The sequence below is a fragment of the Duganella margarita genome, assembly GCF_009857535.1.
GTDB classification, from domain to species: Bacteria; Pseudomonadota; Gammaproteobacteria; order Burkholderiales; family Burkholderiaceae_D; genus Rugamonas; species Rugamonas margarita.
Genome location: NZ_WWCS01000002.1, coordinates 369,113 through 392,849, shown reverse-complemented (window position 1 = coordinate 392,849; position 23,737 = coordinate 369,113). Strand labels below are relative to the sequence as shown.

General features: G+C 62.8%; 15 protein-coding genes. 5 read left to right on the top strand and 10 right to left on the bottom strand.

Translation table 11 applies throughout. The features are described 5' to 3' along the window. Positions 1-78: 78 nt before the first annotated feature. Positions 79-3,126, bottom strand: a complete 3,048-nt coding sequence (locus GTP55_RS04310) for a TonB-dependent receptor (RefSeq protein ID WP_161043734.1) — start codon at positions 3,124-3,126, stop codon at positions 79-81. 532 nt (positions 3,127-3,658) lie between these two features. Between GTP55_RS04310 and GTP55_RS04305 the strand changes: the two genes are divergently transcribed. Further along, positions 3,659-4,387: a 16S rRNA (uracil(1498)-N(3))-methyltransferase gene (locus GTP55_RS04305; RefSeq protein ID WP_161043733.1), complete on the top strand. Its 729-nt coding sequence runs from the start codon at positions 3,659-3,661 to the stop codon at positions 4,385-4,387. A 93-nt stretch (positions 4,388-4,480) separates the two neighbouring features. After that, entirely contained in the window at positions 4,481-6,118 is a 1,638-nt protein-coding gene (locus GTP55_RS04300; protein WP_161043732.1) for an NAD(P)/FAD-dependent oxidoreductase, read from the top strand. Between the two features lie 2 nt (positions 6,119-6,120). On the opposite strand, the gene GTP55_RS04295 is transcribed toward GTP55_RS04300, so the two are convergent. Continuing rightward, on the bottom strand, positions 6,121-7,470 hold the full coding sequence (locus GTP55_RS04295) for a sensor histidine kinase (protein ID WP_161043731.1): 1,350 nt from the start codon (positions 7,468-7,470) through the stop codon (positions 6,121-6,123). 312 nt (positions 7,471-7,782) lie between these two features. On the opposite strand from GTP55_RS04295, the gene GTP55_RS04290 reads away from it, so the two are divergent. Next, positions 7,783-10,551: a TonB-dependent receptor gene (locus GTP55_RS04290; protein ID WP_161043730.1), complete on the top strand. Its 2,769-nt coding sequence runs from the start codon at positions 7,783-7,785 to the stop codon at positions 10,549-10,551. 50 nt (positions 10,552-10,601) lie between these two features. Here the strand turns inward: GTP55_RS04290 and corA are convergent, their stop codons facing one another. Both corA and GTP55_RS04280 read right to left on the bottom strand, forming a co-directional pair. Next, positions 10,602-11,570 carry a magnesium/cobalt transporter CorA gene (gene corA, locus GTP55_RS04285; protein WP_161043729.1) on the bottom strand — a complete coding sequence of 323 codons (969 nt, stop codon included), beginning with the start codon at positions 11,568-11,570 and terminating at the stop codon, positions 10,602-10,604. Positions 11,571-11,687: 117 nt separating this feature from the next. Then, positions 11,688-12,590: an AraC family transcriptional regulator gene (locus GTP55_RS04280; RefSeq protein ID WP_161043728.1), complete on the bottom strand. Its 903-nt coding sequence runs from the start codon at positions 12,588-12,590 to the stop codon at positions 11,688-11,690. 96 nt (positions 12,591-12,686) lie between these two features. Between GTP55_RS04280 and GTP55_RS04275 the strand changes: the two genes are divergently transcribed. Next, a complete protein-coding gene (locus GTP55_RS04275) occupies positions 12,687-13,424 on the top strand; it encodes an SDR family oxidoreductase (protein WP_161043727.1) in 738 nt (245 codons plus the stop codon). An 88-nt stretch (positions 13,425-13,512) separates the two neighbouring features. On the opposite strand, the gene ntrC is transcribed toward GTP55_RS04275, so the two are convergent. The 4 genes from ntrC to glnA form a co-directional block, all read right to left on the bottom strand. After that, a complete protein-coding gene (gene ntrC, locus GTP55_RS04270) occupies positions 13,513-15,015 on the bottom strand; it encodes a nitrogen regulation protein NR(I) (protein WP_161043726.1) in 1,503 nt (500 codons plus the stop codon). Between the two features lie 63 nt (positions 15,016-15,078). Next, positions 15,079-16,191: a nitrogen regulation protein NR(II) gene (gene glnL, locus GTP55_RS04265; protein ID WP_161043725.1), complete on the bottom strand. Its 1,113-nt coding sequence runs from the start codon at positions 16,189-16,191 to the stop codon at positions 15,079-15,081. Continuing rightward, entirely contained in the window at positions 16,188-16,673 is a 486-nt protein-coding gene (locus GTP55_RS04260; protein WP_161043724.1) for a DUF4124 domain-containing protein, read from the bottom strand. Before GTP55_RS04260 ends, glnL begins: the two co-directional genes overlap by 4 nt. 119 nt (positions 16,674-16,792) lie before the next feature. After that, positions 16,793-18,208 (bottom strand): type I glutamate--ammonia ligase, encoded by a 1,416-nt coding sequence (gene glnA, locus GTP55_RS04255; RefSeq protein WP_110847087.1) that lies wholly within the window; start codon positions 18,206-18,208, stop codon positions 16,793-16,795. Between the two features lie 315 nt (positions 18,209-18,523). On the opposite strand from glnA, the gene GTP55_RS04250 reads away from it, so the two are divergent. Then, entirely contained in the window at positions 18,524-18,982 is a 459-nt protein-coding gene (locus tag GTP55_RS04250) for a rhodanese-like domain-containing protein (RefSeq protein ID WP_161043723.1), read from the top strand. Here GTP55_RS04250 and GTP55_RS04245 read toward each other — a convergent pair. Next, positions 18,979-20,343 carry a TAXI family TRAP transporter solute-binding subunit gene (locus tag GTP55_RS04245; protein ID WP_161043722.1) on the bottom strand — a complete coding sequence of 455 codons (1,365 nt, stop codon included), beginning with the start codon at positions 20,341-20,343 and terminating at the stop codon, positions 18,979-18,981. The genes GTP55_RS04250 and GTP55_RS04245 overlap by 4 nt on opposite strands. A 131-nt stretch (positions 20,344-20,474) precedes the next feature. After that, positions 20,475-23,594 (bottom strand): transglycosylase domain-containing protein, encoded by a 3,120-nt coding sequence (locus GTP55_RS04240; RefSeq protein WP_161043721.1) that lies wholly within the window; start codon positions 23,592-23,594, stop codon positions 20,475-20,477. Positions 23,595-23,737: the final 143 nt, after the last annotated feature.

Genomic DNA, 23,737 nt, shown 5'->3' with positions numbered 1-23,737 from the left:
CCAAACTAAAAAGGGCGGCGTCCTTTTCGGAACGCCGCCCCCGCTGTCAAGCGCCGGCCAGGGCCGGCGGCGACCTGCTTAGAACTTCTTGTTGAACTCCGCGGTGAACTTGAACGAACGTGGCGCGGTCAGGTTCAGCACCGATTCGTACAGCGCGTAGCGGGCGTTGTTGGTGTTGTAACGCTCCACCACTTTCTGTACCGACTGATCGTTCAGAACGTTGTACACGTCCACTTTCAGTGCCAGGCCTGGCAGGAAGGTTGGCTTCCACGAGGCGTTCAGGTCCAGGGTTTTTTCCCATGGCAGACGGCCGACGGTGCCACGTGGCGACGGTACGTTCTTGTCGCCGGTGACGCCGAAGCAGTAGTGCGACGCCGACTGGTAGTTGTAGCCGATGTCGTTCAGCGTGGTTGGGTTGGTACCCGAGCACGAACGTGGACGGCCCGAAGCCAGCGTCAGGAAGCCGCCAACGGTGATCTGCGGCGTGATGTCGTAGAAGCCATAGCCCTTGATCTGGTGCTTGCGATCGTTAGGCAGCAGGCCATCGGCATACTTCATCAGCTGCGCGTAATCCCAGGTCTGGGTCGCTGCCACGTCGCCCTGGCCCTGGGTGGTATCGGACAGGGTCTGGCCTTCGGTGTTGCCCTTGCTGCGGCCCAGCGTGTAATTCAGCTTACCGTACCAGCCGTCGCGGTATGGGTGCTCAAGGTAGAAGTCCAGCGCGGCGTAGACGCGCTTGGCCTTGTCGAAGCCCAGGTCTTCCTTGGTCAGGTGGACGCGGGTGTAGTTGCTGTGGGTACCGGCATAGTCGACCAGGAAGTCGTTGGCTTCGCCCGGATTGAACGAGGCGCAGCTGAAGCCTTCATAGTTGCTGGTGTCGATGCCGTGGTCCTTGGCGTACTTGGTGAATACGCGGCCATCGCAGAAGTCATCGATGGTCGATTTCAGGGTACGGTAGGTGCCTTTGACGCCGAAATTCAGGCTCGGGCTGAACGCTTTGTCGAAGCCGATCGTGATCTCGTCCTGGTACGACGGTTTCATGTCCAGCGCAGCAACGGTTTTCGGATCCTTGGCCTGGCCGAATTCGTTGTTGCCCGACAGCACGCCAGTGACCGGGGTCAGGCCGGTCGGCGCGCCATGCGCGTCGGTACCGGTGTAGGTGTAGTACTGGCTGGTGTTCAGCGAACCGTTGGCGCCGCGCAGTGCGATCAGGGTTGGCATCTGCAGCGTGTAGCGGCCGGCGCTACCGAATACCTTCAACGAGTTGTCGCCATTGGCGTCCCAGACGGCCGACAGGCGCGGCGCGATCTGGTTCTTCATCTCGATGTACTTGGTGCCGTCCTGGTTGGCGTTGTAGAAACCTTCGCGACGGATACCGGCGGTGACCAGCAGTTTCGGCGTGATTTGCCATTGGTCTTCAATGTATTGCGCGTCCTGGCCGGCATAGGCGTTCGACACGGTCGACGACAGCGATTTCGACACGTAGTAGCCTTGCGAACCCAGCGGGCCAGTGCCGGTCAGCACCGGCACCGTGCCGCCGGTGACGGTGGTTGGCTTGGTCGGATCGGTTTTCAGGTAGGTCCACAGCACGCCGCCTGCCAGCGCATCGCCAGCGTTCAGCGACGACATCGAGTTGTTGTCCAGACCGGCGCGCAGCTTGTGGTTGCCCAGCTTATATTCCAGGTCCAGACGCTTCGAGATGACGTTGTCGGTCGCGCCGTTGAATGGCTGGTTGGTGGTGAACGGCTGGCCGCCGTTGTAGTTCAGGCCTGGCGCCTGGTTTTCCGGCGACGCGGTGACCTGGGCCAGGGTTGGATCGTAGCCGGACGGGGTGTAGACGTGGCGCGCGCGCGATTTGCCGTACAGCGCATTGACGGTGAAGTCATCGGTGATATTGCCGATGTAGCGGATGATGTTGGCCTGGCCACCGTTCGGGTTGAACGGACCGTATTCTTCGTGGGTCGAGGAATTGACGGTCGAACCGACCGCGCGGGTGGTGTAGTCGTACGAACGGTACTGGGTATTGGTCTTCGGCAGGTCGCCGATGCCGGTGTATTCCAGACGGTGGTTGTCGGTGATGTTCCAGTCCAGCTTCATGTAGTAGCGCTGGGTGGTGGTCTGGTAGTCGCGCCAGCCGTTGGCGGCATTGGTCAGCGCGGTACGGCCGCCATACACGCCGGAGACTTCATCTTCGGTCTGCTCCAGGGCAACGAAGGCAAACAGGGTGTCCTTGATCAGCGGGCCGCCGACGTAAGCCGAGTATTGCGTCTGCTCGCGGCTGTTGTCTTCGCGGCGGATGCGCAGCGTTTTATCCGTGGCCGGGAACACGCCGGTGTTGGCGTAGTACATATCGTTGTACTTGGCGCGGAAGTCTTTCGGCGTGGTCGAGACCAGGCCGCCCACTTCCCAGGTGTTGGTACCGGATTTGGTCGTGATGTTGACCACACCGCCGACCGAACGGCCGAACTCGACGCCGTAGCCGCCGGTCAGCACCTGGGCCTGGGCGATGGCGCCGAATGGCAGCTCGAACGCACCCAGCTGGGTCAGCGGGTTGGTGACAGGGAAACCGTTGATGTAATACGCATTTTCCGATGCGCCGCCGCCGCCCAGCGAGGAGCCGGCCGCATAGGTCGGGTCGCCGCGGGTGGTGTTCGGCGCCAGTTGCACGATGGCGTCGACGCTACGGGCGATCGGCAGTTTGTCCAGTTCACGCGCGGTGAAGGTCGCGCCGTTGTTGGCGTTGGACATGTCGATCCGGCTGCGGCGACCGCTCACCTGCACGGTTTGCACGCCGCTGCTGAAGACTGCTTCCACACCTTGGCCTACCAGTACTTCGAGGTTGGTGCTGGCGCCAGGCGTGGTGCCGTTCTGCAGCGTGGCGCTGTAGCGGCCCACTGGCAGCGAGGACACGCTGAAGGCGCCATTGGCGTCCACAGCCGTGGTACGGGTCTGGTTGGTGTCCAGGTTTTTCAGCACCACCGAAGTCGCGCTGCCAGGAGCAACACGACCGTAGACGGTACCGCTGGCATTCGACTGGGCCATTGCAGGCTGCACGACGGCCATGGTCAGCGCCGCGGTGCCGAAGGCAAGCGACAACGCGTTCACAAGAACAGTTTTACGTAACATATGAGTGTATTCCCAATTTGAATAAATTTTGCCTTGTAGGCAACAATACCCGTTATCTCTCTAATGGAGATCTCTTACCAACAATTACGGACGTGTAATCTTCGTCCATGCATCCATAAAAACATGCAGCAAACAAGTGTGTCAACAATACAACTTTTGTTATGCAATAAAACAACGGGAATTAGAAAAAAAAACGAAAACCGTATTAATTTTGTGTGAACGGCCGGATAAATAATTTATGATGAAACGGCAGATTTCATGCGTCTCATCAGCGCAAACCTCCGTGGTTTGTTCTGAGCAAAATCCGCATATCGATATAAAATTTCCCGACCAAGTCGATTTCGCCGGTTCGCCAGAATAAAGTTTTGTGCGATCGCCGGCGGTGAAACTTTGTGGTGCACGCACCAGCCCTGCTGCACCACGCTGGAATTAATCCGCACCATAACAGGGAATATATATACCGGCAGTTTCACCGCATTCCTCCCTGCGGCTGCACCGATTAAAATGGCGGCTTACCATTGATTGGATGCCCATGCCCCGCTTCTACATTCCCCATCCGCTGGCCATAGGCCAGCGCGTGTCGCTGCCCGAGGCGGTCGCGCACCATGTGCAGGTGCTGCGCCTGGCCCCGGGCGACCTGATCACGCTGTTCAACGGCGACGGCGGCGAGTACACCGCCAGCCTTAGCGAACTCGGCCGCCGCAGCGCCAGCGCCGAGATCAAGGCGCACACCGCGCGCGAGGCCGAACTGCCGTTTGCCGTCACGCTGGCGCAGGCGCTGCCCGAGGGCAGCAAAATGGAATGGATTATCGAAAAAGCCATCGAACTGGGGGTCTCCGGCTTCCAGCCGCTGGCGGCGCAGCGCTGCGTGGTGCGGCTGTCGGCCGAGCGCGCCGAAAAGAAACTGGAGCACTGGCGCGGCATCATCGTCTCGGCCTCCGAGCAGAGCGGCCGCAACCGGCTGGCCCAGCTGGCGCCGCCGCAGGACTATAAACAGTGGATTACCCAGCAGGACATGCACCGCCGCCTCATCCTGACGCCGCGCGCCGAACAGTCGCTGGCCGACTGGGCGCGCCACCAGCCGCCGCAGGCGGTGACGCTGGTGGTCGGTCCCGAAGGCGGTCTCAGCGAACAAGAAGAAGACCTGGCACTGCGCCACGGCGCGCTGCCGCTGGCGATGGGGCCGCGCATCCTGCGCACCGAGACGGCGGCGCTGGCCGCAGTGTCGGTGCTGAGCGCGGCCTGGGGCGGCCTGGCCTGAGCGGCTGAGCTGACGCCGGGGCCGCCAGTCAGGGTAAAATATCGCCTGAATCTCCGCTAGCTACGGAGCCCTGCAATTTCTGGAACCCCCATCATGCTGCGTTTAAATGAAGTCAAACTCCCGCTCGACCACAGCGCGGAGCAACTGCCGGCCGCCATCCTGGCGCGCCTGGCCATCCCGGCTGCCGACCTGCGCGGCTTCACCATCTACAAGCGCAGCTACGACGCGCGCAAGAAATCCGCCATCGTCCTGATCTACTCGCTGGATGTCGACGTCGCCAACGAAGCCGAGGTCCTGCAGCGCCTGCACCACGATGCACACCTGATGCCGTCGCCGGACACCGGCTATAAATACGTCACCGACGGCCAGGCGCTGGCCACCCATCCCGATTTCCAGCGCCCGGTGGTGATCGGCATCGGCCCGTGCGGCCTGCTGGCGGCGCTGATCCTGGCGCAGATGGGCCTGCGTCCCATCATCCTCGAGCGCGGCAAGATCGTGCGCGAACGCACGGTCGACACCTTCGGTTTCTGGCGCCAGCGCAAGCTCAATCCGGAGTCCAACGTGCAGTTCGGCGAAGGCGGCGCCGGCACTTTCTCCGACGGCAAGCTGTACAGCCAGATCAAGGACCCGAAACACTACGGCCGCAAGGTGCTGAACGAGTTCGTCAAGGCCGGCGCGCCGGAAGAAATCATCTACGTCAGCAAGCCGCACATCGGCACCTTCCGGCTGGTGAAAATGGTCGAGTCGATGCGCGAAAACATCGAGGCGCTGGGCGGCGAATACCGCTTCAACAGCAAGGTCACCGACATCGACATCGAAGAAACCGCCGACGGCCGCCAGGTGCGCGGCGTGATGCTGGAAAGCGGCGAGAAAATCGTCACCAGCCACGTGGTGCTGGCGATCGGCCACAGCGCGCGCGACACCTTTGAAATGCTGTACCAGCGCGGCGTCTACATCGAAGCGAAACCGTTCTCGATCGGCTTCCGCGTCGAACACCCGCAATCGCTGATCGACACCTGCCGCTTCGGCCCCAACGCCGGCCACCCGATCCTCGGCGCCGCCGACTACAAGCTGGTGCACCACGCGTCGAACGGCCGCGCGGTGTACAGCTTCTGCATGTGCCCGGGCGGCACGGTGGTGGCGGCGGCCTCGGAACCGGGCCGCGTGGTCACCAACGGCATGAGCCAGTATTCGCGCAACGAGCGCAACGCCAACAGCGCCATCGTGGTCAGCATCTCGCCGGAAGTCGACTATCCGGGCCACCCGCTGGCCGGCGTCGCCTTCCAGCGCGACCTGGAAGAGAAAGCCTTCCACCTGGGCGGCGGCACCTACAATGCGCCGGGCCAGCTGATGGGCGATTTCGTCGCCGGCCGCGCCTCGACCGACTTTGGCGCCGTGGTGCCGTCGTACAAGCCAGGCATCACGCTGACCGACCTGGCGCAGATCCTGCCGGAGTTCGCCGTGACGGCGCTGCGCGAAGCCTTCCCGGCCTTCGACAAGCAGCTCAAGGGCTACTTCAAGCATGACGCCGTGCTGACCGGGCTGGAGACGCGCACCTCGTCGCCGATCCGCATCAAGCGCCGCGACGACACGCTGCAAAGCCTGAACACCAAGGGCCTGTTCCCGGCCGGCGAAGGCGCCGGCTACGCGGGCGGCATCCTGTCGGCCGGCGTCGACGGCATCAAGGTGGCGGAAGCGGTGGCGCTGTCGCTGGCCGCGCAGCAAGCCTGACGTTAGTCGCGCACCGGCAGCCGCAGCTTGATGCGGCAGCCGGCGCTGTCGGGCGCGGCGGGAGCCACCGCCACGTGGCCGCCCATCTGGTGCACAATCGTATACACGATATGCATGCCGAGCCCGGAACCGCCCTGCCCGCGCTTGGTGGTGAAGAACGGCTCGAACAGCCGCTCGCGCACTTCGCCGCTCAGGCCGACGCCGTCGTCGGCAAACTCCAGCAGCAGCCAGCGCACGCCGCCTTCCAGCGCCAGCCGCGCCGCCAGCGTCACCTGGCCCGGCCCGCCGTTTGGATAGCCGTGCTTGGCGGCGTTCATCAGCAGGTTGGACAGCACCTGCGACCAGCGTCCCGCATCGAGCCGCGTGCGCAGCTCCGGCGCGATGTCGACCTCGACGCTGATGCCCACCTTGCGCAATTCGGGCCCGTGCGCCGACACCACGCTCAGCGCATGCTCGCGCACCCCGACTTCCGAGACGTGGGCGCTGCCCTGGTCCACCGCCAGCTGCTTGAAGTTGCCGATCAAATCGGCCGCGCGCGCCAGGTTGCGCTCGATCAGCTGGGCGCCTTCGCGCAGCCGCTGCGCCGTGGTCAGTAACTCCGAGCGGCTGACGCGCTCGCCACTGACGCATTTGATCAAGTCGTCGGCATAACTGGCCATGGTGGAGGCCGCCGTGACAGCGACGCCGATCGGCGTATTAACCTCGTGCGCCACCCCCGCCACCAGCGTGCCCAGCGCCACCATTTTCTCCTGCTCGACCAGCGTCGCCTGCGCCGCCAGCAAAGCCTCGGTGCGACGCTGCACGGTCGCTTCGAGCTGCTGCTCGCGGTCCTGGTGCTGCAGTTCGGCGGCGCCGCGCGCGGCAAAAATCGACAGCAGCGACAGCGCCAGCAGGCGCTTGTCCTCGTCCATCGGTTTGGTGTCGATGGCCGACAGGATGCCCAGCGTCTGCCCTTCGGTATCGATCATCGGCATGCCGATATAGCTCTCGGCCTGCATCTCGACCAGCAGCGTGTCGTGCGGATAATCGGCCTGGATGCCGCTGGCGTGGAAGCACATGCACTGCCCGGTGACGTCCTGGCACGGCGTGTGGCGCAGGCTGTATTCCATGTTGGGCAGGTAGTCGGCGCCGCCCCACACCGCCAGCGTGCGGATGCCTTCGCCGTCGGCCAGTGGCGCGACGCGGCCGGCGATCACGTACTGCACGTCCAGCGCCTGCGCCAGGTCGCGCACCAGGATGCGCAGGAAATCGTCGCCGCGGGCTCGCGCGGTCGAGTCGGTAATCGAGCGTAGCGCCGCCTCGGCCAGCAGGCGGCCGTCCTCCGCATCGAACAGCCTGTGGTTGTCGCTCATGGCCTGGCTCCGGGAGTCGCTAAGTGCCCCATTGTAACGTTACCCACCATGAACCTGGGTGAATAAAAAACGGGTCACTATCACAATTAGTAGTTTATCGACGAAAGACTTTGTATTTTTGTGTAAAAGTGATCCCTCAATTGGGTAAAAAATGACCGAAAGTGTTGTTTATTACGTTGTCATTACACATTGACAATTGACCGCCAGGACTTCCAGTGGTTTCATGCTTATCTTGGATAATTTACTAAGAAAAATTATTCCTGGCACGTCTTTCAATGTGACGTTGTACAACAATCCTAGGAGCTCAAACCAATGATGATGGAAACCGCAATCTCGCGTGCAGTGCGCCTGATGTTTTCGGGCAGCGCGGCGCTGATCGGCGCCGGCCTGCTGGCCCAGCCTGTATTTGCACAGGATACCCCTGTGATCCAACGCGTTGAAATCACCGGTTCGTCGATCAAGCGTGTGGACGCTGAAACGTCCCTGCCGGTGCAGGTCGTGACCAAAGCCGATATCGCCAAAACCGGCGCCTCCAGCACCGAAGAACTGCTGCAGTCGATCTCGGCATTCTCGTCCGCTGGCGGCGTCAGCAACGCCACCGGCGCCGGCACCTCGACCGGCGGCCTGTCGTCGATCTCGCTGCGCGGCCTCGGCTCGACCCGCACCCTGGTGCTGGTCAACGGCCGCCGCCTGGCCGCCTTCGCCGGTAGCGATGGCTCGTCGGTCAACGTCAACGCCATTCCGCTGGCCGCCATCGAGCGCGTCGAGGTGCTGAAAGACGGCGCCTCGGGCGTGTACGGCTCCGACGCCGTGGCCGGCGTGGTCAACTTCATCCTGTCGAAACGCGTCGAAGGCATCGAAGTCACCGGCACCTACGGTTCGCCGAGCGAGAGCGGCGGCGGCCAGAACGGTCGTGCCTCGATCACCGGCGGTTACAACAACGACGCCCTGAGCATCGTGGCCTCCGGCTCCTACGAGAAAGAAAAAGCCCTGTTCGGCCGCGACCGTTCGTACGCTGCATCGGCCACCCGCCTGCCGTACTACAACTCGACCGCTACCGGTCTGGGCAACATCCAGGGTTCGTTCACCCCGGGTCCGGGCGGCGGTCCTGACACCGGCTTCAGCACCGGCGGTTCCGGCTACGGCAACCCGCTGGCCATCGGCGACAAGTGCTCGACCATCAAAATGGCCACGCTGCAGGGCGGCGCCAAAGGCAGCCCATATTGCGCCTACGACAGCGGCCCGGACGTCGGCCTGACCCCGGATCGTGAACTGTACAACTTCACCAGCAACCTGAACTACAAGCTCAACGAGAACCACGAGCTGTTCGCCGACCTGCTGTACTCGCAAAGCAAGATCACCCAGACCTACCAGGCCTCGCCGGCGCGCGCGTCGTTCTTCGAAACCGACGGCCAGTTTGCGGCCCAAGGCGTGGACGCCGCCCTGCTGCTGTACCCGTCGAACCCGGCGTACCAGTCGATCGCCGTGCCTTACCTGACCAGCCAGGGTTATACCTCGCTGATCGGCAAGCCGCTGTCGATCACCTCGCGCGTATTTGACTACGGTCCACGCCAGAACGTCGACACCGCCAAGCAAGCCCGCATCGTGGTCGGCGCCAAAGGTTCGCTGAGCTTCGGCGACTACGAAGTGGGCCTGAGCCACAACGAGTCCAAGCTGGAAAGCGCTGTGACCAGCGGCTACTTCTCGCAAGTGGCCTACGCCAAAATCATCAATGCCAGCAACTGGAATCCATGGGCGGCAGGCGGCGTGCAAACCGGCGCCCTGGCAGACCAGCTGAAAAGCGCGGCCTTCAGCGGCACCTTCCTGAACGCCAAATCGACCAGCGACGCCCTCGACGCCAAGATCACCGGCGATTTCTTCAAGGTGGCCGGCATCACCCCGCAATACGCCGTGGGTCTGCAGTCGCGCAAAGAGAAATACATTACCGATCCGAGCGCGGCCTACGAGTCGGGCGACATCTCCGGCCTGGGTGGCTCGGTGGTGCCTATCGACCGCAGCCGTACCGTCAACTCGGTGTTCGGCGAACTGAGCGTGCCGGTGCTGAAAAACCTGGACGTCAACCTGTCGGCGCGTGACGACAAGTACAACGACGTCGGCAACAGCGCCAACTGGAAGGGCAACTTCATGTGGCGCGCCACCAAGGAAATCGCGCTGCGCGGTTCCTACGGCACCGGCTTCCGCGCACCGTCGCTGGTCGACCTGTGGACTCCGCAAACCCTGGGCACGTCGGAACAGTTCAACGATCCGGCAACCCACCAGAACGGTCTGCAAGTGAACGCGCTGAGCGGCGGCAATCCTAACCTGAAGCCAGAGAAATCGAAGCAGTACTCGGTTGGTCTGGTATGGCAGCCGGTGGCGTCGACCAGCATTGTGGTGGACTTCTTCAACATCAACATCCGCGACATTCTGGCGACCCCGTCGGCACAGGAAATCGTTTCGCGCTTCCGCGCCGGCGACTCAGCCTACGCTGGTCTGGTGACGCTGCGTGACAACGAAATCGTCAGCATCCGTTCGACGCTGGCCAACACCGGCAATGCCAACGTGCAAGGTATCGACCTGTCGGCTAACTGGAAAGACAACTTCAGCTTCGGTAAGCTGAGCGTTGATCTGAACGGTACCTACATGGACGACTTCAACCAGACCAGCCCGGGCGGCGACATCTCGCACAAAGTCGGCACCATCGTGGACTACTCCGGCAACCCGGTCATCGGCGCGCAAAACGGCGGCGTGATCCTGCGTTGGAAACATAACCTGGCCGGCACCTGGAGCAATGGTCCATGGGCCACCACCCTGATCCAGCGCTTCCGCACTGGCTACGAAGTTGGCCACGACCTGAACGACAACCGCGTGTTCATCGGCGCCGAAGCGATCTACGACGCCAACGTGACCTGGAAAGGCATCAAAAACCTGACCCTGGCGCTGGGCGTGCGCAACCTGTTCGACAAGCAGCCGCAGACGATCGGTACCGCCGTGACCAACCAGTTCCAGGCTGGCTACGACATCAACCAGTACGATCCACGTGGCCGCTTCGTCTACGTGACCGCTGGCTACAAGTTCTAATCGCTGGTGCTTGAATGAAGCCCGCACGGTGCAAGCCGCGCGGGCTTTTTTTATAGCCAGCCCGCCTTCTTGAAGCGCCGGTGCAGATACAGGCACACACAAATCATGACGGCAATCGCCATCGGATAGCCGAACTTCCATTCCAGCTCCGGCATGTACTTGAAATTCATGCCCCACAGCCCGGCAAACGCCGTGACGATCGCAAAGATCGCCGCCCACGCCGCCAGCCGCTTGTTCACTTCACTCTCATCGATCGCCACCATCGACAGGTTGACCTGGATCGCCGTCGCAATCGTGTCGCGGATGCCGTCGAGCGAACTGCTGATGCGGTGCAGATGATCGTGCACGTCGCGGAAGTATTCCTGCGTGTCCTGGCACATTGCCGGCACGCGGCCGCCGTGCAGCCGGCCGACCGCCTCCATCAACGGCGCCACCACATGGCGCACCGTGGTGACCTTGCCCTTCAGCTCGTACAGGCGCTGGATGTTGTCGCGCTGGCGGCCCTGGGTGAAGATCAGCTCCTCGATTTTTTCCAGCTCGGTTTCCAGCATGTCCAGCACCGGGAAATAGCGGTCCACCACCGTATCCATCAGCGCATACAGCACAAAGGCCGGGCCCAGCCGCAGCATGTGCGGCTCCTTCTCGGCGCGCGCACGCACGCTCTTGAAACCCTGCTGGCTGCTGCCGTCGCGCGACGACAGAATATAGTTCTGGCCGACGAAGATATCGACCTCGCCTACCGCCACCTCGCCCTCGTGGCACTCGATGGTCTTGACCACCACAAATAGCGAATCGCCGTATTCCTCGATCTTGGGCCGCTGGTGGCCGCGGCTGGCATCCTCCACCGCCAGTTCATGCAGGCCGAACTCGTGCTGCATCACCGCCAGCTCTTCCGGCTCCGCATCGTGCAGCGCGACCCAGACAAAGGTCTCCGGTTTTTCGACATAATCGCTGATGTCTTCCACCGCAATGTCGGCCAGTTTTTTACCATCCTGATAGGCCACACAATTAATCAGCATACGCATTCCATGAAAAAGAAAAAGCCCCTGGCTTCACAGCCAAGAGCTTACCTCAAGCGCGCAAGGACGGCTTCAGCCGCTTTGAAATAGCGTGCGCCCGGCGCGCGATGCGCCCAATCAAGTGGTTGGCGGCGACAAGGCATAACGCGTCGGCGACATGCCGACGTGGCGCGTGAACGCCACGCTGAACGCGCTGGCCGAGCCGTAGCCCACCTGCGCCGCCACATCGGCCACATGGCCCTGCTGGCGACGCAGCAGGTGCTTGGCCTTGGCCATGCGCCAGCGCAGCAGATACGCCATCGGCGCCAAGCCCACGGCGCGGCTGAAGCGTTCAAAGAACGCCGAGCGCGACAGCGCGGCTTCCCTGGCCAGCTGCGCCACCGTCCACGGCGCGGTCATGTCCTCGTGCATGCGCCGCAGCGCCAATGCCAGGCGTTCATCGGCCAGGCCGCGCAGCAGGCCCGGCGCGGCGCTGATGGCGCTGGCGCGCAAGGCTTCGATCAACAGCACTTCCAGCAGATGCGCCAGCACCACTTCCCGCCCCGGCCGGCGCGCGCGCGATTCGTCGCCAACCAGTTGCACCAGCGTCGACAGCCGTGCCTCGCCGCGCACGTGGATCAGCTGCGGCAGCAACGATACCAGCAGCGCCGCGTCCGGTGAGTCGAAGGCGCAATGGCCGATCAACAGCACCGCCTCGGGTGGACTGTCCAGCGCGCCGAAGCGGAACTCGCCGTTCGGCAAGGCCAGCGGCGCCATGTCCAGTGCGGCGGCTGGGGGTGGCTGCACGCTGCTCATCGAGAACGCATACGACTCCGGTATCAGCACGAAATCGCCCTGCTGCAACGGCAGCGCTTCCTGGCCGCCGACCGTCAGCAGGCTGGCCCCTTCCAGCACCGCGCAATAAAACGGCTGCCCTTCATGCGAGCGCTGCACGCGCCAGGGGCCGGCGGCGCTGACGACTTTCGAGTAGCGGATACGTGGCTGCAGCAAGCTGACTACTTCATCGAGGGGATCGGTCATATCTGGACGCTTGCTAACGATAAATGGACTATCGATTGTAGCAAGTCCGGCCACGGGTAGCTACAGTGCTGTCATCCCCACCCAACAGGAGTTCCCATGAAAACCATCCTCATCACCGGCTGCTCGTCCGGCTTCGGCCTGGAAACCGCCCGCTACTTCCTGGCGCGCGACTGGAACGTCATCGCCACCATGCGCACGCCCAATGCCGAGCTGCTGCCGGCATCGCCGCATTTGCGCGTGCTGCCGCTGGATGTTACCGACCCGGATGGCATCCGCCAGCTGATTGAAGCCGCCGGCCAGGTCGACGTACTGGTCAACAACGCCGGCATCGGCATGCTGGGGGCGCTGGAAGGCATCAGCATGGACAAGGTGCACGAGGTATTCGAGACCAATACCTTCGGCACCATGGCAATGACGCAGGCGGTGCTGCCGCAGATGCGCGCGCGCCGGGCCGGCGTGATCATCAACGTGACCTCCAGCGTGACCTTGAAACCGCTGCCGCTGCTGTCGGTGTACACGGCCAGCAAAGCGGCGGTGAATGCCTTCACGGAATCGCTGACGCTGGAACTGGAGCAGTTCAATGTGCGCGTCAACCTGGTGTTGCCGGGACGCGCGCCGACCACCAGCTTCGGCGCCAACGCACAGCCGCGCATGCAGGGCGCGATTCCGGAAGCCTACGCGGCCATGGCGCAGAATGTGTTTGCGGGCTGGCAGCAATCGACCGAAGAAGTGACGCAAGCCATCGACGTGGCGCAGGCGGTATGGCAAGCCGCCACCGATCCGGCAGCACCGATGCGGATCGCCGCCGGCGCCGACGCGGTAGCGCTGATGTAACGTCATTCCCGCGCACGCGGGAACCCATGCTGAGCCGGCATCATCGCGCTCCATGGATTCCCGCCTGCGCGGGAACGACCGGGTGGCGTCAGTCGTCCTTGGCGCCGTCGATGCCGAGCTCGGCGATCTTGCGGGTGATGGTATTGCGGCCGATGCCCAGGCGTACCGCCGCATCGTTCTTGCGGCCGTGTGTGTGCTTGAGCGCGGTGCGGATCAGCGCCGACTCAAACTGCCGTCCCAGCACCGCCATCACCTCCTGCTGGCCGCCGCTGAGCATGCTGGCGGCCTGCATCTCCAGCAGTCCCAGCCATGCATCCGGCGACGCCTGCGCGCTGCCGGCGGACTCCGCCACCGGCGCCGGCGTGACCGTGCCATGATGCTGCGGCGCGCCGTAGCTTTCGGCCGGCGTCGCCGTCAGCGCCGGCGTGCCGCCCGCCTGCTCCTGCGACAGTTCCAGCGGCAGATCCTTGATCTCCACGGTCTGCCCCGGCGCCATCACCGTGATCCAGTTGCACAGATTTTCCAGCTGCCGCACATTGCCCGGCAACTCCAGGCTGCACAGGAACTGTAAAGCCGCATCGCTCATGCGCTTGGCTTCCACGCCCAATTGTTTCGCGCTCTGCACCAGGAAGTGACGCACCAAAATAGGGATGTCCTCGCGCCGCTCCCTCAAACTGGGCAAGCGCAAACGGATCACATTCAGGCGGTGATACAAGTCTTCGCGGAACAGGCCTTCGCGTACGCGCTGCTCGAGATTCTGGTGGGTCGCGGTAATGACGCGCACGTTCGCCTTCAGCGGCTGGTGGCCGCCGACGCGATAGAAATGCCCGTCCGACAGCACCCGTAGCAAGCGCGTCTGCAAGTCGAACGGCATGTCGCCGATCTCATCGAGGAACAGCGTGCCGTTCTCGGCCTGCTCGAAGCGGCCGCGGCGAGTGGTCTGGGCGCCGGTAAAGGCGCCGCGCTCGTGGCCGAACAATTCGGACTCCAGCAAATCCTTGGGTATCGCCGCCGTATTCAGCGCGATGAACGGCTGCGCCGCGCGCGGCGAGTGCTTGTGCAGCGCGCGCGCCACCAGCTCCTTGCCGGAGCCGGACTCGCCGGTGATCAGCACCGTCACATTCGATTGAGAGAGGCGACCGATCGCGCGAAAGACCTCCTGCATGGCCGGTGCCTGGCCGAGGATTTCCGGCGTCTCCGCCGGTCCCGATTCCACGCTGGTCTCGCGCAGGCTTTCATCCAGCGCGCGCCGGATCAGTTCGACGGCCTTGTCGATATCGAACGGCTTGGCCAGATATTCAAAGGCGCCGCCCTGGAACGCCGCCACGGCCGAGTCGAGGTCGGAGAAAGCGGTGATGATGATGACCGGCAGGCCGGGGAAGCGTGACTTCACCAGTTGCAGCAGGTCCAGGCCGGAGTCGCCCGGCATGCGGATGTCGGACACCAGCACCTGCGGCGTCTCGTACTCCAGCGCGGCGATGGCGTCGCGCGCATTGGCAAAACTCTTGGTCGCCAGGTTTTCCCTGGCCAGTGCTTTTTCCAGTACCCAGCGGATCGATTCGTCGTCGTCTACTATCCAGATTGGCTTCATGTGTTGTATTTTTTCCGCGATGATCGTCAATCAAGGGACACGGTCCGCAATGCCCGCCGCGGCTTATGGCAACGGCAGCAAAATACGGAAATCCGTACATCCAGGCCGGCTCTCGCACTCGATCACGCCCATGTGCTGTTGCACGAAGGTCTGTGCCAAGGTCAGTCCCAGTCCACTGCCGCCCTCCCTGCCTGAAACCAGCGGGTAGAAGATGCGGTCGCGGATCTGGGGTGCGATACCCGGTCCATTGTCAATGATATGCAAGTCTAATGCCAGCCCGTAGCGGACCTTGGCCAACGTCACCTGGCGCGCCACCCGCGTCTTGAAAACGATCTGCGCTTCGCCGGCGTCGATCTGCAGCGCCAGCGCCTGCGCGGCGTTGTGCGCGATGTTCAGCACGGTCTGAATCAACTGTTCCTTATCGCCGCGGAATTCGGGAATCGACGCATCATAATCGCGCAGAATCGTCAGGCCGGACGGGAACTCCGCCAGCATCAGGCTGCGCACCCGCTCCAGCACTTCGTGGATGTTGACGTCGCCGACGATGTGCGGCCGGCGATGCGGCGCCAGCAGCCGGTCCACCAGCGTCTGCAGGCGGTCGGCTTCCTTGATGATGACCTGCGTGTACTCGCGCAGCTGCACCGCATGCGCGCCCGGCAGTTCCATCTCCAGCAACTGCGCGGCGCCACGGATGCCGCCCAGCGGATTCTTGATCTCGTGCGCCAGGTTGCGGATCAGCTCCTTGTTGACCTGGCTCTGGTCGAGGATGCGCTCTTCGCGGTCCAGCTTGAGATGCTGCTGGTTTTCGCGCAGCTCGATCAGCACGCCGCCGGGCGGGTCCTCCACCGCCGAGACGATGCTGTGCACGTGCAGCGGTTCGCGGCCGGGACGCTCCAGCGCCAGGTCCTGGCGCAGGTCGGAGAATTTGTGTTCGCGCGCTTGCGCGCAGGTATGTTCCAGCTCGTCCGGATTGAGGAACTGCGCGCTCAGCGTCTGGCGCGACAGCGCCTTCAGCGAGCTTTCCAGCAGGTTCTCGGCGGCCGCGTTGGCGTAGGCGATATGGCCTTGCGCGTCGAGCAGCACCACGGCCGAAGCCAGCAGTTCCAGCCCGGCCAGCGACGGCGGGCGGTGGATGGCGGCGGCCGCGCGGGCCGCGATCTTATTGACTATGCTCATCGGATATTCGCGATCTCACGTTTCAAGGCATCGACATTCTTTTCCGAGCGGCTGATGCTGTCGCGCAGCGCGGCCACCCGTTCCTGGTACTTGGCGTAATTGCGTTCATCGCCGCGCCGTTCCGGCTCGCCGCCGTTGAATTCGCGCCGCAGTTCGGCCAGCTTTTGCTGCTCGGTCTTCAGCTCGTCTTCGAGGATGCCACGGCGGTCGGCGTCGCGCGCCTTCTGTTCGGCGCTGTCGACGCGCGGGAACTCGCCCGGCGTGGCGACGGGTTGCGCGGCGCGCGGCGCCGACGGCCCGCTGCGCCGCGCTGGCGCCGGCACCGTCATGCCGGGCAGATCCATCAGCTTGCAATAGCTGCCACGGTTAATGTCGGTGAACTCGACGCTGCCGCCGGGCGGCTGGCATTTATAGATCTGTCCATGCGCCGCTGCCGGGGCCAACAAAGCCAGCAACACACTCAGTTTCAAACTCATTGTCATTCGTAAATCCGTGGGTGGAACAGTCCACCCGAATATACAGCATCCAAATAAAAACGCGGGGAAAGCATCAGCTCGCCCCGCGTTGGATACCGCCTCACCAGCGCCGTAGCGCGCGGTGATTACAGCGAGTAGTACATGTCGAACTCAGCAGGGTGAGTGGTCATGCGCATGCGCTGCACGTCCTGCATTTTCAGTTCGATGTAAGCATCGATCATCGAATCGCTGAACACGCCACCACGGGTCAGGAACTCGCGGTCTTTGTTCAGGGCGTCCAGTGCTTCTTCCAGCGAGGCGCACACGGTTGGGATCAGTGCGTCTTCTTCCGGCGGCAGGTGGTACAGGTCTTTCGACGCTGCTTCGCCTGGATGGATCTTGTTCTGGATACCGTCCAGACCCGCCATCATCAGTGCCGAGAAGCACAGGTAGACGTTGGCCAGTGGATCCGGGAAGCGGGTTTCGATACGGCGGCCTTTTGGATTGGCCACGTGTGGAATACGGATCGACGCCGAACGGTTTTTCGCCGAGTACGCCAGTTTCACTGGGGCTTCAAAGCCTGGCACCAGACGTTTGTACGAGTTGGTGCCTGGGTTGGTGATCGCGTTCAGTGCTTTGGCGTGCTTGATGATGCCGCCGATGTAGTACAGCGCGGTATCCGACAGGCCGGCATAGCCGTCGCCGGCGAACAGGTTTTTGCCGTCTTTCCAGATCGACTGGTGCACGTGCATGCCCGAACCGTTGTCGCCAACGATAGGTTTTGGCATGAAGGTCGCGGTTTTGCCGTAGCTGTGGGCGACGTTCCAGACCACGTATTTCAGGTTCTGGGTCCAGTCGGCGCGCTCAACCAGGGTCGAGAACTTGGTGCCGATTTCGTTCTGGCCGGCGCCGGCCACTTCGTGGTGGTGTACTTCCACCGGAATGCCCAGCGATTCCAGGATCAGGCACATTTCCGAACGCATGTCCTGGAAGCTGTCCACTGGTGGCACCGGGAAGTAGCCGCCCTTGACGGTTGGACGATGGCCGCTGTTGCCGCCTTCGATTTTTTCGCCGGTCGACCACGACGCTTCGTCGGAATCGATCTTGACGAAGCAACCCGACATGTCGATTTTCCAGCGCACGCTGTCGAAGATGAAGAATTCTGGTTCCGGGCCGAAGTAGGCGGTGTCGCCGATGCCGGACGATTTCAGGTACGCTTCAGCGCGCTTGGCGATGGAGCGTGGATCGCGGTCGTAGCCCTTGCCGTCAGCTGGTTCGATGACGTCGCATTGCATGAACAGCGTGGTCTCTTCCATGAACGGGTCGATGTTCGCGGTGTTTGGATCAGGCATCAGAATCATGTCGGATGCTTCAATACCCTTCCAGCCGGCGATCGAGGAACCGTCGAACGCGTGACCCGATTCAAACTTGTCGATGTCGAAAGCCGACACAGGCACGGTAACGTGCTGTTCTTTACCACGGGTATCCGCGAAACGGAAATCAACGAATTTGACTTCGTTTTCCTGGACCATTTTCAGAACTTCTGCGGCTGTCATTGCCATGCGTATCTCCTAAAGGAATGTGTGGAACTCGTGAGGCCTTATTAAGCAGTATCCATGCCAGCCACAGAACGACGATCGATATGTTGGTAGCGTCTTTGAACGCGCGGCCAAAATCATTCTAAAATTGGCGGGCGTATCCAAATGCCACAATTTACAGCAGAACAATGTCGCACCGATTTAGTGCGTTTTCCACATTTTGCACCTCGTAAGTGCATTCTAGGATATTTACTGAAAAGCGCATGGTTTTGGTGCATCACCGTCGCGGGCCGGGCACGGACGCCTATAATAAACTTAAACTTATTACCGGAACACCTTATGAGCAAAATAGATGAGATCCTCGCCCTTGCCCGTAGCCGCAGCAAGGATTGGCCCTATGCCGGCGCGGTGACGCCGCAGGAAGCCTACGAATTGATCAGCGCGGAAAACGCGATCAAGCTGATCGATGTACGCACCAATGCCGAGCGCGACTGGGTCGGACGGGTGGCGATTCCGGACGCCCAACATGGTGCGGTGCAGTGGGCGACTTATCCAGGTGGCAACGCCAACCACGAATTTATCGAGCAACTGAACGGCATCGCGCGCAAGGACCAGGTGATTTTATTCCTGTGCCGTTCCGGCGTGCGCTCGCGTGGTGCAGCCAAGCTGGCGACCGAACACGGTTACCAGCATTGCTATGACATCCTGGAGGGCTTTGAGGGCGACAAGGACGAGCACGGCCACCGCAAGAACGTCAGCGGCTGGTGCCACGCGGGCTTGCCCTGGATCGGCGCTTAAACCGGCACCGCTTCAACGCCGGCCGGGCTGCCCTCGCCCATCAGGAACAGGATGCGCTTGCGCACGAACTGGATATGGCTGCGCAAGCCATACAGGCCGTCGGCAAACGATAGCGGGATCGACACCTGGTTGACCAGTTCCTCGATCTCGTCGAGCCGCTTCAGCTGCTCTTCGTAGACCTGCATGCGGGTCGCCGCCGGCGCCTCCTCCACCCGCTGCTCCACCGCGCGCAGCTGGCCATACCATTTGTACACGCGCGAGCGGATGCGCCACACGTACAGCGGCGGGATCACCTTCGACAGCGGCAGGATCAGCGCGCCCAGCGCCACCACCAGCACCCACATGCGGTCGAAGAAATTGGCCAGCCAGAAAGTCATATACCGCTGCAGGAACGGCGGCCCGCTCTTGTAGTACTTGGCCGCTTCCGGATCGACCGGAATCTCGGTGTACTTGGCGGACGGGAACTGGCCCTGCTGCTGGAACCAGCCGGCGCCGCCATGAATCGTTGCCGCCGCCTGCACGAACAAATCCACCAGGGCCGAATGCAAATCATCGCGCGCCACCAGCGTGGCGGTCGGCGCGATCAGGTTGTAGTCTTCGGACGGAATATTGCGGCCGAGGTCCACAATCCCCTGCGGCAGCACCACATGGGTCAGGAAGGGCAGCTTGCGCGAATACGCCTCGGCCTGGTTGAAATCGAACAGCCGGATGCCCGGCGTTTGCAGCAGCATCTGGATCAGCGGCGCTTCCGGCGCCGAGGTGAACACCAGGCCGTCGATGCGGCCTTCCAGCAGCTCCACCGTGGCCGGCGTGTTGGCCAGCGAAAATCGCTGCACTTCGTCCTTTTCGACGCCATTCAATTCCAGCACCTGGCGGAACAGCCGCGGCGAGCCGGCGCCCTTGGCGCCATAGTTGATCTTCTTGCCGCGCAGCTGCGTCAGCTGGGTGATCGGCGGCTGGCCCTTCTCTTCACGCAGGAACAGCCACAGCGGCTCAACGAACAGGCTGCCCAGCGACGACAGGCCTTCGCGCTCGGCCGCTTCCTCGTTGGTCGAGCCGCTTTGCACGAAGGCGATATCGACCTTGCCTTCTTTCAGGTTACGCAGATTTTCGCTGGAGCCGGCCGATTGCACCAGCGTGACCTTGACGCCATGCTTGGCCAGCGCCGCCGCGTATTTCTTGCCGAAGTCCTCGTAGGCCGAGTTTTCCTGGCCGGTACCCAGCCGCACCGTGCGCGGCGGCGCCGGGTCGACCAGCCAGTAGGCCAGCAGGCAGATGCCGACAATGGTCAGCACCGTCGGCGCAGCCGCGACGATCAGATCCCGGAACGAGAACTGGGTAAACTTGAGGATCTTGGACATGTGATGGCGCATAGGTTTCATGGGCTCACACCTTGCCAATAAATCAGCAACTATGCAAGAGAAACCCGCAAGACAAAAAAGGGTCTGACCCCTTGGGGTCAGACCCTGGCATGCGGTGTGCGGGGTAGAAATTAACCGCCGCAGGCTTGCAATGGCGCTTTCGCGACTTCGGGTGCTCCCGCCCCAACCTTGACGATCGGCGGCGTGGCGCCGGGTTTCGGCGCCGCATGCGGCTCGATCAACGGCATCAGGCTCGGCGCCAGCACCACCAGCAGCTGCACCGGCAACGCGCTGGTGAAGTCATAGTTCTTCGACTCCGGCCCATGCACATACGCCGTCATCGACCCAAAGAAGCGCTCGCCGATATTGAACACAAACGTCGCCGACCGGTTCACATAGCGCGACTCGATCAGCCGTCCGCCGCCGCCATACACATCAAAGCGCTGGTCGCCGGTGCCGGTCTTGCCGCCCACCGGAATGATCGAACCGTCGGCCGAGACAAACGCCGATTTGACCCGCTTGGCGGTACCGTCCGACACCACGCCACGGATCGCATCCGCCGCCACCCGCGCCACTTGCGGCGCAATCACCTGCTCGTTGGTGGTCGGCGGCGCCTTGGTCACCAGCGTGTCGTACGGCGTGTCCTTGGCGAAGTGCAGCGAAGTGATGCGCTGCGAACTCTTGCGCACGCCACCGTTGACGATAATCCCCATCAGCTCCGCCAGCGCCGCCGGCCGGTCGGCCGAAGCGCCCAGCGTGGTCGCATACGACGGCACCAGCGATTCGAACGGATAGCCCATTTTCTTCCACTGCTTGTGGATTTCCATGAAGCCTTCCACCTCGATCAGGCCGGCGATGCGCTTGTCCTGCGCGTGCTTGCGGTGGGTCTTGAACAGCCACTGGTACACATCCTGGCGCTCCTGCTCGCTGGCCTTGGTCATCTCGCTCAGGGTCGCGCCCGGATGCAGGCGCAGGTAGGCCGCCATCCACAACTCCAGCGGATGCACGCTGGCCAGATAGCCGCGGTCGGCCAGCGACCAGTTGCCGATCGCATACTGGTCATACAGCTTGGCCACGCGCTCTTCCGGCACTTCGTTCTGCGACGGCAGGTTCTCTTTCAGGAAGGCCGCAAACTGCTCCTGCGTCGCCAGCGGATACAGCGTGCGGTGGATCACCGCCAGCCGCACCGGCGTGCTGCGGATGTTGGCCAGCAGGATCTTGTCGATCTCTTCCTGCGGCTTGCCCTTGTACTTGGCGTAGAAGCGACCCAGGAATTCCTTGCCCTCCTTGTCGGCGAAGCGCGCCAGGTAGCCGGCGCGGCGCGGATCGTCCGCATCCGCCAGCAGCGACGCCGACGAGCCCGGATTGGAGAACATGTAGAACTTGGCCACGTCCCGCATCAGCCGCACGAACACCAGATTGGTGGAGTGGCGCAGCGCTTCGGTCACGGTCAGGATCTTGTTGTTGTCTTCCTTGGAGAAGTTGCCGAAATGATGCAGGCCGCCGCCGGTAAAGAAGCCCTCGCCCGGATTGCCGGAATACTTGCGCTCCATGGCCGCATTCAGCATCGGCGTCAGCTCGCGCTGGCCGACCGGCAGGGTCTTGAAGTAATCCAGCGCCCACTGTGTCAGCTTGTCCTGCGGATCGACCTTGACCTGGCCGAGCGCCGCGTTGTCCATGCCGCCGTACTTCTTGTGCAGCTGGTCCATGATGTCCAGATAGGTGATCAGCGTGCGCAGCTTGGCGGTCGAGCCCAGGTCCAGCTTGGCGCCTTCGTTGATGTCCAGCGGCTGGTCGAAGTTATCGGTCTGCAGGCGCAGCAGATTGTTCTGCTCGCCCTTCTCCAGCAAGGTGAAGCTGTACACCACATTGGCCGGATCGCCATTGCCCAGCATGCCCTTGCCGGTCAGCCCGGCGGCCTTGGCCTTCTCCGGATCGCGCAGGTCGCGCAGCACCTGCGTAACGGCGGTCTGCGCCTGCGCATCCAGCGTGCTGACCACGGTCAGGTCCAGCCGGTCGAGGTTGTACATGCGGTTGTCGCCCAGCAGATTGGCCAGGTGGTTGCGGATCGCGTTCGAGGCCTTGCGGCTGACGAAGGTCTGCGCCGGCGCCGATTGCAGGCCGTTGCCGGTGGCCGGATGCAGATGCTGCTGCAACGCCACGTCGCGCATGGCCGGCGTGATGGCGCCGTCGTTGGCCAGAATCCGCAGGTGGCTGTTGGCCAGCACTTCCAGATCGGCCGCGCCGTCGCCCAGATAGTAGCTCGGCCGGCGTTGTGCAATCATCAGGCTCAGCGCTTCCTTGAACACCAGCGCGGTCTCCGCGTCAGGATTGTCCAGCTTGCCATTCAGGCGCCGGTTGACGTCGTCAAACGAACGGCCGTACCACACCCACATGCCGTCGCCGATGCCGTTCACTTCGCCATAACCGGGCTTGGCCGACAGCGGCACCGTGTTCAGGTATTCGAGCACGATGCGGCGGCGCGCCTTCAGCGTCTCCGGCCCGTCCTGGTACGAACGCAGGCTGGCCGACACCATCTGCTGCAGCTTGTCCTTCATCGAGCCGGTACGGCCTTCCGGCGAGTGACGGTACTTTTCGATCTGCGTGGCCAGCGTGCTGCCGCCGGCCGCGCGGTGGCCGCCGCCGACCGCGCTGGCGGTCTTCTCCAGCACCGCCTTGCCCAGACGGTCCCACTCCACCGCCGGATTGCGCTTCGGATAGGTGTTGTCCAGCAGCTCGCGGTTTTCGATGAACAGCAGGCTGCTCACCAGCACCTTCGGCGCGGCGTCGAACTTGCTGTAGATGCGTTCCGGATAGCTGGCGGCAAACAGTTCCTGCGCGCGGCAATCGTAAATCGTCAGGCCAGTCTTGGTCTTTTCGCGGTAGGTGGCAAACACGCCCATGTCAGCCAGCTCGGCCATCTTGGGCGAGATGCGCGCCTGCGCCGCGACCTTGTAGTCACGCTGGCTCAGCTTGCCGATGTAGTCCGGCAGGCCGGCATAGCCGAGCCGCTCGTCGTACGGACTGTCGTGCGGGAAGCGGATCGATTTGCTCGGGCCCTTCTCGACCTTGTACGTCATCTTGCCGGCCAGGTCGGTGAAGATGCGCGCCTGCATCGACGAGGTCAGCGTCTCGCGGTAGCCCCAGTAAATCGTAAACGACACGCCGACCAGCAGCACCAGCAGGAAGGCATTGCGGGTGCGCTTGCTTTTCCTGGGTGCGCCTTGGTCCGGCGGTAGGGGTGGGTCCATCTGTGCTTGCGCCAGATGGGCTTCGGATGATTCAGGTGTATTAGGAGGGAGCATCGCGTGTTTCAAGTCAGTCTTGCTAGCTTCCATTGCACCACATCGGCGCGATGCCGATGGGAGCCGACGCACAATAAATGCAAAGCACC